Genomic DNA, 17382 nt, shown 5'->3' with positions numbered 1-17382 from the left:
AGATGAATTATATATAATATACCTTCTCTAAAGCTTTTCGATTTTGAAATAGTAATCTATAATTATTCTCAAAGAACCAAATATTTGTAGAGATAATTAGATGAATTATATATAATATACCTTCTCTAAAGCTTTTCGGTTTTGAAATAGCGATCTATAATTATTCTCAAAGAACAAAATATTTGTAGAGATAATTAGATAAATTATATATAATATAATTTATCTAAAACTTTTTATTTATATGGATTAGAAAGTTACTCCGAAAAGGAAGAAGTATTTGTATTAATAATTACTAAAATCATCCAATTAAGGTTAGTCCCATAGGGACGAAATATTTATAGAAATATTTTGTAAAATCAGCAATAGCTCCAGCGGAGCGAAATTTGATATTTAATTCGAAATGCCTTTCTTTAACTATACCGAAAATAAAATAATTTATTTTTTTTCATCTTCAGGCAATATAACTTTATTCATTTCGGCATCTTTTTCAGCTCTTCTTTGTGCAGCTTTTCCTTTTCCAATTGGAATTCCTGCTGTTAAGTATAAAGAACGGTTGTAGACGTTTGGACCATCACCTTTCAGAACAGGAACTAATCCGTAATAGTATTGAACGGTAACATTTAATCCGTTGCCAACATTCATATGATAGCCCGTTCCTAAAGCGATTCCTGCATCTATAACCCGAATCTGATCTCTGATTTTTTTCTTATATGTAACATCGTTATCATTAATCTTGTTTGTAAATTCATCAAAAGCAGAAGCCAGCAATCCTAATTGAGGTCCAGCTTTGACATATATTCTATTTTTAAATTGGTGTTTAATTAAAATAGGAACATTAAAATAACGAATTTCCCGATTTACACTTCCGCCTTCAAAAGTATTATCCAAGTTTACATCCTCTAAAGAATAAACAGGAATATGCCGTGCACCCATTGGCGATTTAACGATTACGCCTGTATTAATCATCCACGCGGGATTTTGTCTGGATCTAATATCAAAGTAAAACCCAAGATTAAAACCAGGATTAGTTCCTGAACTATTAAGATCAGATATATCCGAAAGATTAATACCGCCTTCGAGACCAAACTCTAAAAAAGGAGAATTAAGTTTGTCTCCAAAAATTAAGGAAATTAAAACCTGAGAACGTACAGAAGCCATGCTCAAGAGCATAATTAGTAATAGTAAACCCTTTTTCATAGTACCAGATTAAAGTCTAAAACGATATTGAAGACCACCTAAAAATTGTGTGCGGCTTCCTAAAAAACCAGCTTCAAACCTAAACATTATATGTTTATTGTATTGATATTGAGTTCCCATAATAAAGTTCCACATATCTTTTGGAGCTTTCTGAAGAGAGTATTGCACTGATGAAGATTCCGCCGTACTCAAAGCTCCGTCTAAAGTTGTTAGGAAAGTTCCAGCTCGTTCCAGCGCACGGTTTGCAGTATCATGTTTGGCCGTATTTACGGGATTTGCCTGTTGTGCAGGAGTTAACCCATTCCACCAATTATCGACACTTGTTTGGTTTTCAGAAACTTTTGTCAGTCCATCATCCACTTTTGTCTGTGCATTAGTTAGATCAAATATATCTGATAAAGGAATATTTCCATTGGTATCTCCTGAAATATGAACTCTGAAACCTCCAACCCAAAAAGCAATGTTTTCATCTTTTTTATGAAATTTAAATGTTTTTCCCAAACGAGGTCCAAAGACATACGAAAAGGCAGGTTTGTCCAGCGAACTAATATCGGTCCAGGCCATATTCATATCTAATGCCAGCCAGCCCCCGCCAATTCCAATTGTGGGAGTCATTCCAAATCCAAAAGTAGTGGCATTAAAATTCGCTTTAGTGCTGAATGAAGCTACCTGAGACCAATTATTATCAGCATCTGGAACCCAAATACCCGCATTAATTTTTGTTGCAGTATTTGCTTTACCAAAAATACCATAGATATTTAAAAATGGAAGCAGCCATATATCTGGTCTGATAGTTAAGGCACCAGCTTCTACAGAAGATTTATCAAAACGAACAATTTCATCTAAATTATAAAGCGGACCATTATTAAATCCCACTTCCAAGTCATTTATATTTATTTGAGAATCCTGCCAAAAATAATTTATAGACAATCCGGCAGAATAGGGAAGATTATAACCTTTTTGGGCAACTTTTTCTCCCCAGATGGGCAGGGCATACGGATAATCTTCGATTTTTAAACTGTCTTTAAGTACTTGATTTTTTTCTCCTACGATTTTATCGGTATAGACTTGACCGAAAAACGGAACACTAAATAATAAGAAAAAGGCTGATATTAGTTTTTTACATTTCATTGATTAGAGTGTTGAATTGATTAAATAAAACTGCTTGAAATAATGATGTACTAATGTATTCTGAGGGAATTTCGGCTTATCTTTTGACTTACTGGAGTATAGAATATATGTTTATTAGTGTTAAAGTTAACTAAAAATTCTTTTGGTGAGAATTATTTTTAAATAAAAGTAATTTATAATCAGTGATTTATAATATTTTTTCTAACGAAAGGAATAATGTACTATTTTTACAGTCATGAAATGGATAGCAATACTAATGTCAATTTACTTGATGGCACTTTCAAATATGCCCTGCGCAGACATGGAAGTGAATAGTGCTATGCATAAAACAGCTCAATTTTCATCAGAAGAAAACCATTCTCATAATAAAGACAACGATTTATGTTCTCCATTTTGTGCCTGCAATTGCTGCGGAGCACAGGTTTTAAGTTACCAATCTGCTGTAAGTTTTGATTTTCCTGTAGCTTACAATCTCATTTTAAAATCTTTACCAAGTTATAATTCTGTTTTTACTTCCAATTTCTACGGAAGTATTTGGCAGCCACCTCAAATAGCATAATGATGCTCGGTTAATTCCGAGTTAGAGCGTTGTGGACTTTCCACAAATTTATCAGACAAATTCTTGTCTAGTTTTTTATGGATCAATTCGAAAAACGGAGAGAAAAATTACCACGGAGCACGCAAAGTTTTTTACTATTTTAATTGAAGTAAAAAAACAAAGTTCACAAAGCCTTGCGGACTTAAATTTTGCAAACTCTACTTAAATCGTAGTGAACTCTGCGGTAAAAAATAGTTAGGACATACTATTTTATTTCTCCACAACATTTAGAGACGATCCTTTTTCACGTCATTATAGTATTCAAATGTTAGATAAAATCATTCAGTTTAGTATACGAAACAAATTCGTTATACTATTATTTACCCTCGTTTTAATAGCGTGGGGAAGTTATTCGCTTAAAAATCTGCCGCTTGATGCCTTGCCCGACGTAACTAATAATCAGGTACAGATTATTACTACGGCGCCTACTTTGGCAAGTCAGGAAGTTGAGCAGTTAATTACCTATCCTTTGGAAAGAGCTGTAAAAACAGTTCCAGAAATTATAGAACTGCGCAGTATTTCCCGTTTCGGATTGTCTGTTGTCACAGTTGTTTTTGAAGACGATGTAGATATTTACTGGGCTCGCGAACAGATTTTCCAGCGTTTAAAACAAGCCGAAGAAAACATTCCTGATTATGTAGATTCACCAGAATTAGCGCCCATTACAACAGGTTTAGGCGAAATTTACCAATATGATGTTTACGCCAAAAAAGGTTATGAAAATAAATACAGCGCAGTCGAATTAAGGACCATTCAAGACTGGATTATTATTCCGCAGCTACAGGGAATTAGAGGCGTTGCAGACGTAAGTACCTGGGGCGGAAAACTAAAACAATATGAAATTGCTGTAAACCCCAATATGCTTAATAGTCTGGGCGTTACAATAACTGAAATTTTTGATGCCTTAGAAAAAAACAATCAAAACACAGGCGGTGCTTATATTGAGAAAGATCAATACACCTATTTTATCCGCGGAGTTGGAATGGCAAAAGGCGTAAAAGATCTTGAAAATGTAGTCGTTAAAAATCGTAACGGTTCGCCGGTCTTAGTGCGCAATGTGGCTCAGGTTCGCGAAGGCGTTGCTTTACGTTATGGTGCTTCGACAAAAGACGGAAAAGGAGAAATTGTTTCTGGTTTGGTTTTGATGCTAAAAGGCGAAAATTCCAGTGCAGTTGTAAACAGGATTCACGAGAAAATGGCTCAGATTAACAAAAGCCTGCCTGAAGGAGTTGCCGCAGAAGCCTTTATTGATAGAGGAAAACTAGTTGATAATTCCATAAAAACAGTCGCGAAAAATTTATTAGAAGGCGCTTTAATCGTAATTTTTGTATTGATTTTATTTCTAGGAAATCTTCGTGCGGGATTAATTGTGGCTTCCGTTATTCCATTAGCGATGTTATTTGCTGTTATTTTAATGAATGCCTTCGGCGTAAGCGGGAATTTAATGAGCTTAGGCGCCATAGATTTCGGAATTATAGTGGACGGCGCGGTAATTATTGTAGAAGCCACGATGCATCATCTTCAGAAATTAAAAAACAAAAAAGAACTGACTCAGGATGAAATGGATGAAGAGGTTTACAATTCCGCTTCTAAAATACGAAATAGTGCAGCCTTTGGAGAAATCATCATTTTAATTGTCTATCTGCCAATTCTTGCTTTGATAGGGACAGAAGGCAAAATGTTTAAACCAATGGCGATGACGGTTAGTTTTGCGATTATTGGGGCTTTTATTCTTTCTCTAACCTATATTCCGATGATGAGTGCTTTATTTCTTTCTAAAAAGACAGAACATGCACCCAATTTTAGCGATCGAATGATTGCCTGGCTGGAGAATCGTTATATGCCATTTTTAAATAAAGCACTAAAATTTAAAAAGGTTGTCCTTTCGACCGCCATCGGATTATTTGTTTTTGCTTTTGTGATTTTCCAAAATATGGGAGGCGAATTTATTCCCACAATCGAAGAAGGAGATTTAGCCATTAATGCTACCATTATGACTGGAAGTTCGCTGACGCAAATGGTAGAAACGACTACAAAATACGAACAGCTTCTAAAAGCTAAATTCCCTGAAATCAAAACCATTGTTACCAAAATTGGAAGCGGTGAAATTCCAACTGATCCAATGCCCATTGAAAGCGGGGATTTGATTATTGTTTTAAAAGACAAAAAGGATTGGAAAGGAAAATACCATAATTGGGAAGAATTGGCCAATGCGATGAAAGAGGAAATGGAAATAATTCCAGGTGCAAATATCGAAATTTCACAGCCTATTCAGATGCGTTTTAACGAATTAATGACAGGAAGCCGATCTGATATTGCTATTAAAATTTTTGGAGACGATTTGGAGATTCTAGACGCTAAAGCAGCAGAATTAATTTCGAAGATAAAAGCCGTCGAGGGAATTGGAGATCTAAAAGCCGATAAAGTAACGGGTCTGCCTCAAATTACCGTAAAGTACGATTACGATAAAATTGCATTGTACGGACTCAATATTTCGGATATAAACCAGATCATCCGTTCTTCATTTGCGGGAGAAAGTGCTGGGAAAATATATGATGAAAGCAAAAGGTTTGATGTCGTGGTACGAATGGACGAGAACAATCGTGCCGATATTACAGATGTCAGCAATTTGTTTATTCCGCTTCCAAACGGACAGCAGGTACCGCTTTCTCAGGTTGCTTCGGTAGAATACGAGCAAGGTCCGGTGCAAGTCATCCGCGAAGACGGAAAAAGAAGAATTACTGTTGGATTAAATGTTCGCGGGAGAGACATCAAAAGTGTTGTTGAAGAAATTCAGGCAAAACTAGATAAAAGCTTTAAACTTCCTGCAGGCTATTATGTCACATACGGCGGACAGTTTGAGAATTTAATTGAGGCATCTAAAAGACTTTCGGTTGCATTACCAATTGCTTTGGGGCTCATTTTAGTGCTTTTGTATTTTACTTTTAAAAGCGTCAAACAAGCTTTATTGATTTTTACGGCAATTCCGTTATCTGCAATTGGAGGCGTTTTTGCGCTTTCGCTGAGAGGAATGCCGTTTAGTATTTCTGCCGGAATTGGTTTTATAGCCTTGTTCGGAATTGCCGTTCTAAACGGAATTGTATTGATTTCTTATTTCAATCAATTGAAAACAGAAGGGGTTTTAGATCCGCTGCAAAGAATTCTTATCGGAACCAGAACCAGATTACGTCCAGTTTTAATGACAGCTGCCGTAGCTTCTTTAGGATTTTTACCAATGGCATTATCTACAAGCGGTGGGGCAGAAGTACAGAAACCTTTGGCAACTGTCGTAATTGGCGGTCTTTTCTCAGCAACTTTATTGACCTTAATTGTTTTACCGATTTTGTATTTAATGCTGGAGAGATTTAACCGCAAAGATTTTAACCGCAAAGAACGCTAAGGTTTACGCAAAGAACACAAAGAAAAATTTAATAAAAGTTACAATGAATTCAATATATAAAATCAGCGCAATTCCCTTTGCGAACTTTGCGATAAGTCTTTCGCGAACTTTGCGTTTAATTGTGTTTCTATTAGCAAGTACAGTAGCATTTTCACAGAAATCGATCAGTCTTGAAAAAGCAATCGAACTCGCCAAATCAAACAACATCGATTTAAAAATTGCCGATAAGGAAATCGAAAAACAAACCATTTTAAAGAAAACAGCTTTCCAGCCCGATCCGCTGCAAGTGCAGTATCAAGGAGGGCAGTTTAACAGCGCCGATTTCGATCACAATGTTTCGGTACAGCAGTTTTTTCCGTTAGGAAATGTTACAAAAGCCAATAGACAATTACAGGAAGAATTGGCGAAATTGGCTGAAAAACGAAAAGCATTGTCTTCTTATGAAATAGAAAAAGCTGTGACTTTGGCTTATTATCAATATTTGTATGGAATTTCGATTCAGAAGTTAAACTCAGAATTAAATGAAATTTATACCAAATTTCTAAAGAACGCCGAACTCCGTTTTAAAACTGGGGAAGGCGGGAATATAGAAGTGATAAGCGCTAAAGCGAAAGTGAAAGAAATTGAAACCCAAAAAGCACAATTAGAATACGATTTAGCGATTTATCAGAAACAGCTGCAGTTTTTTGTTCAGACTACTCAAAAAATTATTCCAGAGGAAAGTACAACGCTTCAATATGCTTTTGTAGAAAGTAAAGATAATTCGAAAGCCGCGCTTTTAATAACCGATTTTTATGAACAGCAGATTTCAGTTTATCAAAAGGAAGCAGGAACTTTTAAAGCTCTGAGAACCCCAAAAGTTGGTTTAGGCTATTTTGCTCAGACTATAAACACAGAATCTTTATTTCAGGGTTTTACCGCCGGACTGCAGATACCGCTGTTTGGAGGCGTGAATACAACGAAAGCGAAAGCATCTGAAATTAGTATCTCGCAGTCGCAATTGGCTTTAGATAAAAGTAAAATGATCTTAAACCTGCAGCAAGAAGAATTGCAGCATAACTTCTTGAAACAGCAGAAAAACTTAGCGTATTACCAAAATGAAGGATTGCAATATGCCAATCAGATTATCGAAACGGCACAGAAAAGTTATGCCAATGGCGATATGAGTTATTGGTCGTATATCAGTTTTTTAAATCAGGCAATTGATATAAAAAAACAATATGCAGAAGCGACCCACAGCTACAACCAAAGTGCTATCGAACTTCAATTTCCAACCATCAAAAACAATTAAAAATGAAAATAGATTTAAGAGCAGATTTAACCGCAAAGTTCGCAAAGATATTTACGCAAAGTTCGCAAAGTTTAATTTCCTTGCGTGTCTTGCGCTTTGCCCTTGCGTGCCTTGCGGTTACCTTAATCGCATGCAATAAGAAGAAAACCGAGGAAATTACTAAAGAAGAAAAATCGCAGACCGAAGTTTCTTTAACCGAATCCCAATATAAAACGGTCGGAATTGAAACTGGATTTGTAGAAGACCGAAACCTCAATAAAATCATAAAAGCCAATGGTTATACTACAGTTCCACCGCAGAATTCCGCAGAGGTTTCGACTTTAATTGGCGGAACAGTAAAGGATATTTATGTTTTAGAAGGAACATTTGTAAATAAAGGAAAAGTTTTGGCAACGATTCAAAATCTGGAAGTTATTGAAATGCAGGAAGATTACCATTCTGCTATTGCCAATGTTGAATACTTACAGTTAGAATACAACCGCCAGAAAACGTTGAGCGACGAAAATGTAAATCCGAGAAAAATATTTCAGGAAGTAAAAGCCAAATTAGCAGCCGAAAAAGCCCGCGCGCAGGCAGCAAAAAACAAGCTGGATGCATTGCATGTCTCGACTAAAGGAAGTACTTCTTTAGTCCCAATTGTTGCACCAATAAACGGCTATGTAGGGAAAATCAATATTGCCAAAGGCGCTTTTGCCAATACAGGAGTTTCGCTTTTTGAAGTGGTCGACAACAGTCAGATGCATTTGGATTTGAATGTTTATGAGAAAGATCTGGGATCAATTTCGGTAGGTCAAGTAATTGATTTTGTATTGACCAACCAGTCAAACAAATCAATTAAAGGAAAGATTTTCGGAATCAATAAATCATTTTCTAACGAAAGTAAAACCGTTGCTGTACACGCTAAAATTGATCCCGCCGACGCAAAAGGTCTTATTCCAGGAATGTATGTTTCTGCCAATATCAATATTACAAACGCAACGGTTCCAGCTCTGCCGAAAGATGCCGTTGTTAGAAATGCTGACAAGTATTTTGTTTTTGTACAAGAGGAAAAACATACCAAAGAAAAACACGAACATACAGCAGCTGAAAAAGAAGAAAGCCATGAAAATGAAATTCATTTTAAAGCTTTAGAAGTAATTCCTGGCACAACAGATTTAGGTTTTACAGAAATTAAGTTTGTTGATAAGATGGAACCCAATGCTAAAATTGTTACGAAAAACGCTTTTTATCTGCTTTCAGCAATGAAAGGCGGAGGAGAGCATGAACATTGATTTTTTTTTAAGGTTCTGAGCAGCTAAGGTTCTAAGATTCTGAGTTTTTTTGACGGCGAAATTTGCTCGCAGAGTCACAAAGGTTTTTTAAAGAATTAAATTGAATTGCCTCCAGCTTTAGCTGGAGGTGTAAATATGAATAAGAAAGAGAGGCTTTAGCCAAAATGCGAAAGTTTGGCTAAAGCCATTACACTTAAAATTTAAGTAACCTCCAGCTAAAGCAGGAGGCAATTCAAATAGAAGCTGCTCAATTTATATCTTACGTAGAAATCACACAAAACGAGAAAAATCATTTTTATCCTTTTAATCTGTGGCAAAAAACGCTTTTAATCTGCTTTCAGCAATGAAAGGCGGAGGAGAGCATGAACATTGATTTTTTTAAGGTTCTGAGCAGCTAAGGTTCTAAGATTCTGAGGTTTTTTGACGACGAAATTTGCTCGCAGAGTCACAAAGGTTTTTTAAAGAATTAAATCGAATTGCCTCCAGCTTTAGCTGGAGGTGTAAATAAATAAGAAAGACAGGCTTTAGCCAAAATGCGAAAGTTTGGCTAAAGCCATTACACTTAAAATTTAAGTAACCTCCAGCTAAAGCAGGAGGCAATTCAAATAGGAGCTGCTCAATTTATGTCTTACGTAGAAATCACACAAAACGAGAAAAATTATTTTTATCCTTTTATCTGTGGCAAAATAAAAAACTTTGCGCCTTAGCGTTTTTGCGAGATTATAACATTTTCACTTAATGCTAATTGCCACAAATTGCTTAAATTTAGAACATTATTTAACAAAGTTTCAACTTGAAACTTGAAACAAAAAAACTGAAACTTCAAAAATGATACATCAAGATAAAGAAGTAAAAAATATAAAAAGCAAACCCAAACCATCCTGCTGCTGTTCTCACGACGAACCTGTACATATTGAGAATGACGGACACGACCATGACGGACACAATCACGAGCATAATGTAGAAGGCAGTTTATTTAAGTTGTTTCTTCCCGCCATAATTTCCTTTGCTTTATTACTGATTGGAATTGCTTTTGACAACTATTTTCCTCAAACTTGGTTTACAGGATATGTAAGAACGATTTGGTATGCTATTGCTTATCTTCCAGTTGGGCTTCCGGTTTTAAGAGAAGCGTATGAGAGCATTATAAAAGGAGACGTTTTCTCAGAATTTTTCCTGATGTGTATTGCGACGATTGGTGCATTTGCAATTGGCGAATATCCAGAAGGAGTAGCCGTAATGTTGTTTTATACAATTGGAGAAACATTTCAGGGAATGGCGGTTAGTAGAGCAAAATCCAGTATTAAAAGTTTACTAGACCAGCGCCCAGATGAAGTCCATATTTTAGAAAACAATACTGCGGTAAAAGTAAAAGCAAAAGAGGTGCAGATTGGAGCTGTTATCCAGATGAAAGCAGGAGAAAAACTAGGTTTAGACGGTGAATTATTATCAGATTCTGCTTCGTTTAATACCGCAGCATTAACGGGAGAAAGCAAGCCCAATACGAAAAAGAAAGGCGAAACCGTTCTGGCTGGAATGATAAACGGAAATACAATTGCTGAAGTCAAAGTAACAACCGCATATAGCGATAGTAAATTATCTAAAATATTAGAATTGGTTCAAAATGCTACAACAAAGAAAGCGCCTGCTGAACTTTTTATTAGAAAATTCGCCAAAATCTATACGCCAATTGTAGTGTATCTGGCAATTGCAATTTGTTTAGTGCCAATACTTTTTGTAGATAATTATGTTTTTAGCGACTGGTTGTACAGAGCTTTGGTTTTCTTGGTAATTTCTTGTCCTTGTGCTTTGGTTATCAGTATTCCGTTAGGGTATTTTGGCGGAATCGGCGCGGCGAGTAAAAACGGAATTCTCTTTAAAGGCAGTAATTTCTTAGATAGTATTTCGACGATTCAGAATGTTGTGGTTGATAAAACGGGAACAATGACCGAAGGTGTTTTTAAAGTTCAGGAAGTTATTATAAAATCCGATTTTGATAAAGAAGAAATTCTGAAACTGGTAAATGCTCTAGAAAGCAGAAGTACTCATCCCGTCGCAACAGCAATTCACAATCACGTGGGACCAATCGATGCTGTAATTGAATTGAAAGATATTGAAGAAATTTCCGGACACGGATTAAAAGCTTTTCATAATGGAAAAGCATTTTATGTTGGGAATTTCAAACTTCTGGATAAATTTAATATTAGTTATGATATTGATCCATCTTCAGTAGTATATACCACAATTGCGATTGCTTATGACGGGAAATTTGCAGGTTATCTGACAATTGCAGATGAAATTAAAGAAGATGCTCAGGAAACCGTTTCAAAACTAAAATCATTAGGAGTGAAGCTAACCATGCTGAGCGGTGATAAAACGAACGTTGTCCAATTTGTTGCTGATAAATTAAGAATTTCAAATGCTTTTGGTGATTTACTTCCAGAAGACAAAGTCAATAAAGTAAACGAAATTAAAGCCAAAAACGAAACTGTAGCTTTTGTGGGCGACGGCGTAAACGATGCGCCTGTAATTGCTCTAAGTACTGTTGGAATCGCGATGGGAGGTTTAGGAAGCGATGCTGCAATCGAAACCGCTGATATTGTTATTCAGGATGATAAACCAAGCAAAATTGCAATGGCAATTAATATTGGGAAACAAACCAAAAAGATAGTCTGGCAGAATATTACACTGGCTTTTGTCGTAAAAGCTTTTGTACTAATTCTTGGCGCAGGCGGGCTTGCAACAATGTGGGAAGCTGTTTTTGCCGATGTTGGTGTTGCTTTACTAGCGATTTTAAATGCGGTTAGAATTCAGAAGATGCGGTTTTAAATGATAAATTTAAAAGCAAAAGCCCAATTCATTCTATTTGAATTGGGCTTTTACTTTTAATGAATTTACTTTTTCAAATGTTTCTGTTCCTGAATTTCGCCATTTCCAAAAGACCAATTTTCAAGCCCATTATTTTCTAAAAGAATGATAATTACATTATTAATTAGAATGGAGGTTGTTGAAGAAATTCTTGTTCCAATTTGATGATAGAGCTTCTTTTTTTGTTCCAGTGTTCTACCTTGTCCTGCTGTTATTTGCACATATATTATTTCATCAGAATGTGAGATTCCGAGATAACTTTCTGGATATTTTATTTGATGAGTTTCTAATTCTTCAATTACATGGAAATAATCAGCTTCAGGAATATGAAATTCTTCTATTAAAGATTGATGGACTGATTGTGAAATAGTATTCTTTGTTTCCAACGAAAGTTTCTTCGGTAAACTGATTCGGACAAATGGCATTTTTAGGAGTTTTAATTTTGATAAAAATAAGGAATATTAAAGTTTTAAATCTATAGTTGTTCCCTTGTTTTCTAATTTAATTGCTGTTTCGTTACTTTCAGAAGGAGTTTGAGTTGGATACCAGCTTCGGTTTGGTTTTACCAAAATAAGCAGGCCTTCGTCATCTCCAATAGCGGAAAAAAATTCGCTGTTATCATTTTTAGAAAAGAAGTTTAATCCGTATTTTTCAATTAACTGATTTCCCAATGCAAGCGGATTTTCGTTCACGATTCCGATCTCGCTGATATTTAAAATGGATTTAGAACTGAATTCTTCTGTCTGAGAATTATTAAGATCGTGTCTAGCGATAAACTCTAATAAATTTCCATTATTGTCGTAGAAATACACGGCATTGGCATTCCAATTTTCAAAATTGGCAATTACATTCTGATCTTCAATGACAATTAGATCTATTTTGCTTTTACACCATTTTATAGCTTCGTCAAGTTTGTTTTCGGGAATATTAAAAGCAAAGTGATAAATAGAATTAAATTGAGGATTTTCAACGAATTCTAAAATGGAATTTCCGGCTTTAATTGTTACTGAATTTGAACTTTTTTCTAAGATTGTCAATTCTAAAACATCTTTATAATATGCAGTAGTTTTTTGAATATTGTTGGTTTGAATTTGGATTTGTTCTAATTTCATAATGGTATTTTTTATTGAAGAAAAAAAGCTTCTTTCGTTTATAACAAATTTAAAGAATGCTTAACGAGTTTTGATTAATGAGGTATTTTATACTTCGATGAAAGTATAGCAAAATAATATTATTTTTAGTTTCTTTTTATATAAAAAAGCCCACTCTCATAAAGAAAACGGGCAAAATATATTTGAAAATAGTTGGGGCAAAATACAAATCATTCACTAAATTATTTCGGCATTTCTGGAACCATAATTCTTCTGGTCGGCGTACTTAAAGTTTCGATAAAAGCCAATAAATCGCTTATTTCTTCTTTACTTAAATTCAACTTTCTAAGTGCAGGATCTACTTTCGGAATTAGAGAATCTCTTGGAGTTCCCAGATATTTTTTCTGAACCGGCGATGGATTTCCTAAATTGTACAATTCGACAACATCCAGCAAAGTTGGAAAATGACCGTGGTGCATCCAAGGTTTTGTATTTGCGACTTCTCGAAGCGTCGGCGTTCTGAATTTTCCAATATCTTTTACATCTTTTGTCACATTATAACGACCGAAGTCTTCATTTTTTGTTCCGAATAAAGTCTGTCCGTCGTTATGAAATTGATTGTCGCTGAAATAAGGCGTATTATGACAATTGATGCATTGCGCTTTGGTTCTAAATAAATGCATTCCTTTAACCTGCTGATCTGTATAAATTTCTGATTTCCCGCTCACAAACTGGTCAAACTTACTTTTCGGACTATTGATTGATCTTTCAAACGTAGCGATCGCATATTGAATTCGCTCTAAAGTCACTTTTTTATTTCCAAAAGCTGCCGTAAATAAAGCATTATAGCCTTTAATTTTAGCGATTTTATCAACCGCAATTATGAGTTTTTCATTCATTTCCAACGGATCCGAAACAGGAAACTGCGCCTGATCTTCTAAGCTTGAAGCACGTCCATCCCAAAACAAAGAAGTGGCGTACGCCGAATTCAAAATTGTCATAGAATTGCGTTTTCCAGTCTGGCGGTCATGTCCAAACGAGCGCGTCAAATTATCAGTCCATCCCAATTCTGGATTATGGCATGAAGCACACGCAATTTGTCCGCTTCGCGATAACCTCGGATCAAAAAACAAAATCTTCCCCAAACTTTCCTTTTCCTTAGAATACGGATTGTAAGCAGGATAAGGAACAGCAGGAAGCACTCCAATATCGTGAAATTTAGATTTATCAATACTTTCATGTAATTCCGCAGCAGGCCATTTTGAAGCGTCGCCACCAGAATAAATTCTTCGTAATTCCTGAATATCAATGTAATCTGGTTCTTCAATGCTTTTATAGGCCGTCAAACTCAGCAGGAATAGGAGAGGGATAATTAGCTTTTTCAATTCTTTTTTATTTTTTGTTTTTTGTTTTTTGTTTTTTTTGTTTCAAGTTTCAGGTTTCATGTTGTTGCAGAACGTGAAACATGAAACATGAAACATGAAACATGAAACATGAAATTTGTTTTTTTAGACACCAAAAGCTTTGTCAAAGTTTTAAACTTTGACAAAGCTTACTCATCGCAGCTGAAAACTGCGACTGAATACAAAACTAAAGCGTAACTTCCTTAGGGCATTCGATAGTTAAAGGAGTTGGTTTGGTGTAAACTCGGTTATTATACATTCTGTATTGCGTCGAAACTGTTCCTCCAAACAGTTTGTCGTTTGTTAATTTTAGTTCAAATGAAATTTCATATAGACCGTTGCTGATTTCTTTATAGGTTCCCTCACCAGAAATCGCGATTTGGTAGGTATTTGCTGCGCTGGAGCCAATTGTAATGTCCTGCGGAATTACCAAAACTGTTCCTTCGGTTTTACTGTTTCCGTTTGCAGGGAAAAATTCTAAAGCTGAGGTAATATTAAATCCCGGAGAAATTGCGGCAGAATTACTTTCGTTAGAAAACCATCTTTTTAGACCGAAAGAATTTATTGTATTAGTTCCGCTCGCCACATTAAATCCAATTTTGAAAGCATCATGATATACATCATCATTAGGGTTTGCGGTTCCTTTATCGCTGTAAAGAATCGCATTTTCGTTGTCTTTGGAAACAATAATAGGGAAAGTTAAAGCATTAAAAGTCTGCCAAGTACAATTTCCGTTGTTGTTGAACCAATGTTCTCCGTAGGTTAAATAAAACGCATTGGTTGGATCTGTAAATTTCGATGCAGGATATGCCTGAACATCTCTTGGGGATTTAATTGGTTTTACAATGTTCAAACTAATATTTCCAGTTGCTATATAATTAGGAGTGTTTACTAAAGTGATTTTGGTTTCATAACGGGCATCATCATTTTGAATATCCTCCAAAAGAGTGAAATGATACGTTATTGAACTTCTGTTATTACCGTAATCATCATGAGTTAAAGAATATTCAAAACCGTTTTGGAATTTAAAAATAGGATTGTTTTCAATTTCTGACGGAATAAATCCGTTAGGGAAATTGACTTTAAAATCAATTTTTTCTCCAACTTCACCTTTTATTACAAACTGATTTACTGGAAAAGTATAAGTGGTACTAATTTCACCTAAAGTAATTGTAAAAGCATCATTTAATGCATAAGAATTTAAGTTTCCAATGTGAATTGACGGATCTGATGCATTTTCCAGTTTTAATGAAATGGTTTGTTGGCCTGCCCATCTTTTTTCAAAAGAAACAAAAATGGTATCCGTTAATTTATTTCCCTCAAATAATAACTCTGTTGCAGGATTCAGACTAAAACTGTTTACATCTCCAGATGTTGCTGCACTAAAATTGACTTTAACAGGAGATTTTAAAGTTGTCGAAGTCAAAGTTACCGGCACTTTTAAAGTTTTGATAGACTTGTTTTCGTACGTGCTTATGGGCAGTGCAGAGGTGTTTTTTGAAGGATATTCTAATGGTATGTTACTTGTGCTTACCAAAAAGTTAAACCTCACAAAAGGATCAGTACTTGTAGTATCTAATCTGTAATCGTCTTTTGAGCAAGAAACTAATATTGCAGCAATAATGCTGATTGTAGCTATAAATTTAATACGATTCATTTTGTTTTAAATTATGGTTAAGGTTAAGGTTACTTTTTGGAATTGGCAGAATATATTTTGGTGAAGGATAGTTGATACTGCAAACTGATGATAAACAGCCGTCATTTCTAGAAACATCCTTATGATTTCTGGCGATATCAAAAAAGGAATGACCTTCAAAGCAAAGTTCTTTTCTTCGTTCCAAAAATACAGCATCTTCCAGATTCTCAGAATCTTTTACCGCACTAGCATTTGCTCTGGCTCTAATAGTATTGATGTCTTTTTTGGCTTGATCTGTATTGTTAAGCTTTAAGGCAGCTTCTGCTCGAATTAAATATTGCTCACTTAGTCTAAAAGCGACATATCCCGGATTTCCTTGGAATTTTTTTGTGAAATAATAGTTTAATTCTACTGGCTGCAGATTAACCAAGGTTGTTAATGGCTGTATCAAAAATAATTGTTTACGGATATCTGAAGTTTCATATAGATCAATTAAATCTTGTGAAGCTACATACTTTGAAAAAGTTGTACTATTGGTATAACCAAAATAGGATGCTGGTGAAATGCTTGCTGTGGATTCTTCATTTCGTGATAATGTAAATTCCATTAAAATTTCAGAAATCGGAAGATCTGGTTGATCCCATTGAGCAATATAATTCGCTGATTCAACTAAACTTACACCAGAATTTGAGATGACATCATTTGCTGTTTCATAAGCTTTCTGCCAGTCATTTTTAGACAAATATACTCTTGATAATAAAGCTTTTGCGTTATTTTTATTGAAATAACTATAAGAAGGTCCGTTTAAAAGAATATTTTCAGAATATAGGTTTACAGCACTTTCAATATCTTCAATAATATGGGAGTAGGTACTTGCAGCAGTTTCTCTAGAAGCATATTGAAGTCCATTAGTGATAGATTTCGTATTGTAAACAATTCCTAAATGAGAAGCATCTGAAGTATAACTGTAATTTTGACTGTAAAATTCGCTTAATAAAAAATGCATATAGGCTCTTGCTGTCAAAGCTTCAGCTTTTATCTGATTTTTTTCGGCTTGTGTTGCATCTTTTAAGGCATCTACAAATTCTATAATTAAATTTGCTTCATTGATAACCTCGTAACCACCGCTGTAAAAACTAGCTAGATTAGAAGCCAAAGCCTGATCATTAAAGGAATAAAAACCTTCTATAGCAGTAGGGACAGTAATTATTCCATTTCTACTTTTATCAGTAGAATAGGTGGGTGAAAATTTCAGGTTGCCTCCTTGCAGCTCTGAATATACTACAAAAGTTGGGCTCGTATGAATTTCCCTAATATCTAAATAGAGTCCGTTTAGCGCGGCCAAAACTCCTTTTTTACTTCCTAACTGTTCATTAATAGAAGTTTGTGTACCAGGTTCTTGTTCTAAAAAGTCACTGCAGCTTTGAAGTGCACAAAGCAGCATTAAAATAGCAGGAAATTTTAATATTGTAATATTTTTAAAGTATTTCATCATT

The 17382-nt window shown here is 35.1% G+C and carries 12 protein-coding genes; 5 read left to right on the top strand and 7 right to left on the bottom strand.

The annotated features are described in order from the left end of the window. Positions 1-435: 435 nt before the first annotated feature. Together BSF42_RS02375 and BSF42_RS02370 are read right to left on the bottom strand one after the other, a co-directional pair. Entirely contained in the window at positions 436-1197 is a 762-nt protein-coding gene (locus BSF42_RS02375; RefSeq protein ID WP_095951513.1) for a porin family protein, read from the bottom strand. A gap of 9 nt (positions 1198-1206) precedes the next feature. Continuing rightward, positions 1207-2328 carry a hypothetical protein gene (locus tag BSF42_RS02370; protein ID WP_095951512.1) on the bottom strand — a complete coding sequence of 374 codons (1122 nt, stop codon included), beginning with the start codon at positions 2326-2328 and terminating at the stop codon, positions 1207-1209. A gap of 235 nt (positions 2329-2563) precedes the next feature. Here BSF42_RS02370 and BSF42_RS02365 point away from each other — a divergent pair, with 235 nt between their 5' ends. The 5 genes from BSF42_RS02365 (at position 2564) to BSF42_RS02345 (ending at position 11717) form a co-directional block, all read left to right on the top strand. Continuing rightward, entirely contained in the window at positions 2564-2887 is a 324-nt protein-coding gene (locus BSF42_RS02365) for a DUF6660 family protein (protein ID WP_253250962.1), read from the top strand. Positions 2888-3191: 304 nt separating this feature from the next. Then, a complete protein-coding gene (locus BSF42_RS02360) occupies positions 3192-6326 on the top strand; it encodes an efflux RND transporter permease subunit (protein WP_095951511.1) in 3135 nt (1044 codons plus the stop codon). A 43-nt stretch (positions 6327-6369) separates the two neighbouring features. Then, on the top strand, positions 6370-7617 hold the full coding sequence (locus tag BSF42_RS02355; protein WP_095951510.1) for a TolC family protein: 1248 nt from the start codon (positions 6370-6372) through the stop codon (positions 7615-7617). 2 nt (positions 7618-7619) lie between these two features. Next, the gene (locus BSF42_RS02350) at positions 7620-8888 is read left to right on the top strand and encodes an efflux RND transporter periplasmic adaptor subunit (RefSeq protein WP_095951509.1); all 1269 of its coding nucleotides are present in this window, start codon (positions 7620-7622) and stop codon (positions 8886-8888) included. Between the two features lie 828 nt (positions 8889-9716). Beyond that, on the top strand, positions 9717-11717 hold the full coding sequence (locus BSF42_RS02345; RefSeq protein WP_095951508.1) for a heavy metal translocating P-type ATPase: 2001 nt from the start codon (positions 9717-9719) through the stop codon (positions 11715-11717). Between the two features lie 65 nt (positions 11718-11782). Here the strand turns inward: BSF42_RS02345 and BSF42_RS02340 are convergent, their stop codons facing one another. The 5 genes from BSF42_RS02340 to BSF42_RS02320 form a co-directional block, all read right to left on the bottom strand. Beyond that, positions 11783-12181 carry a tautomerase family protein gene (locus BSF42_RS02340; protein ID WP_095951507.1) on the bottom strand — a complete coding sequence of 133 codons (399 nt, stop codon included), beginning with the start codon at positions 12179-12181 and terminating at the stop codon, positions 11783-11785. 36 nt (positions 12182-12217) lie between these two features. Continuing rightward, complete coding sequence (locus BSF42_RS02335) at positions 12218-12868, bottom strand: VOC family protein (protein WP_095951506.1); 651 nt, start codon at positions 12866-12868, stop codon at positions 12218-12220. 221 nt (positions 12869-13089) lie between these two features. After that, entirely contained in the window at positions 13090-14232 is a 1143-nt protein-coding gene (locus BSF42_RS02330) for a cytochrome-c peroxidase (protein WP_095951505.1), read from the bottom strand. Positions 14233-14437: 205 nt separating this feature from the next. Then, positions 14438-15907 carry a hypothetical protein gene (locus BSF42_RS02325; RefSeq protein ID WP_095951504.1) on the bottom strand — a complete coding sequence of 490 codons (1470 nt, stop codon included), beginning with the start codon at positions 15905-15907 and terminating at the stop codon, positions 14438-14440. Further along, positions 15894-17381, bottom strand: a complete 1488-nt coding sequence (locus BSF42_RS02320) for a RagB/SusD family nutrient uptake outer membrane protein (protein ID WP_253250960.1) — start codon at positions 17379-17381, stop codon at positions 15894-15896. The genes BSF42_RS02325 and BSF42_RS02320 overlap by 14 nt, the downstream gene beginning before the upstream one ends. Position 17382: the final 1 nt, after the last annotated feature.

It is taken from the genome of Flavobacterium sp. ACN6, assembly GCF_002304005.1.
Classification (GTDB): Bacteria; Bacteroidota; Bacteroidia; order Flavobacteriales; family Flavobacteriaceae; genus Flavobacterium.
Note: the sequence above shows the minus strand (reverse complement) of the source record. Positions and strands in the feature narration are given on the sequence as shown.

What these genes read in the sequence shown, in the direction of transcription:
- BSF42_RS02375 (WP_095951513.1), bottom strand. Translation starts at nt 1,197, where the DNA reads ATGAAAAAGGGTTTACTATTACTAATTATGCTCTTGAGCATGGCTTCT.
- BSF42_RS02370 (WP_095951512.1), bottom strand. Translation starts at nt 2,328, where the DNA reads ATGAAATGTAAAAAACTAATATCAGCCTTTTTCTTATTATTTAGTGTT.
- BSF42_RS02365 (WP_253250962.1), top strand. Translation starts at nt 2,564, where the DNA reads ATGAAATGGATAGCAATACTAATGTCAATTTACTTGATGGCACTTTCA.
- BSF42_RS02360 (WP_095951511.1), top strand. Translation starts at nt 3,192, where the DNA reads ATGTTAGATAAAATCATTCAGTTTAGTATACGAAACAAATTCGTTATA.
- BSF42_RS02355 (WP_095951510.1), top strand. Translation starts at nt 6,370, where the DNA reads ATGAATTCAATATATAAAATCAGCGCAATTCCCTTTGCGAACTTTGCG.
- BSF42_RS02350 (WP_095951509.1), top strand. Translation starts at nt 7,620, where the DNA reads ATGAAAATAGATTTAAGAGCAGATTTAACCGCAAAGTTCGCAAAGATA.
- BSF42_RS02345 (WP_095951508.1), top strand. Translation starts at nt 9,717, where the DNA reads ATGATACATCAAGATAAAGAAGTAAAAAATATAAAAAGCAAACCCAAA.
- BSF42_RS02340 (WP_095951507.1), bottom strand. Translation starts at nt 12,181, where the DNA reads ATGCCATTTGTCCGAATCAGTTTACCGAAGAAACTTTCGTTGGAAACA.
- BSF42_RS02335 (WP_095951506.1), bottom strand. Translation starts at nt 12,868, where the DNA reads ATGAAATTAGAACAAATCCAAATTCAAACCAACAATATTCAAAAAACT.
- BSF42_RS02325 (WP_095951504.1), bottom strand. Translation starts at nt 15,907, where the DNA reads ATGAATCGTATTAAATTTATAGCTACAATCAGCATTATTGCTGCAATA.
- BSF42_RS02320 (WP_253250960.1), bottom strand. Translation starts at nt 17,381, where the DNA reads ATGATGAAATACTTTAAAAATATTACAATATTAAAATTTCCTGCTATT.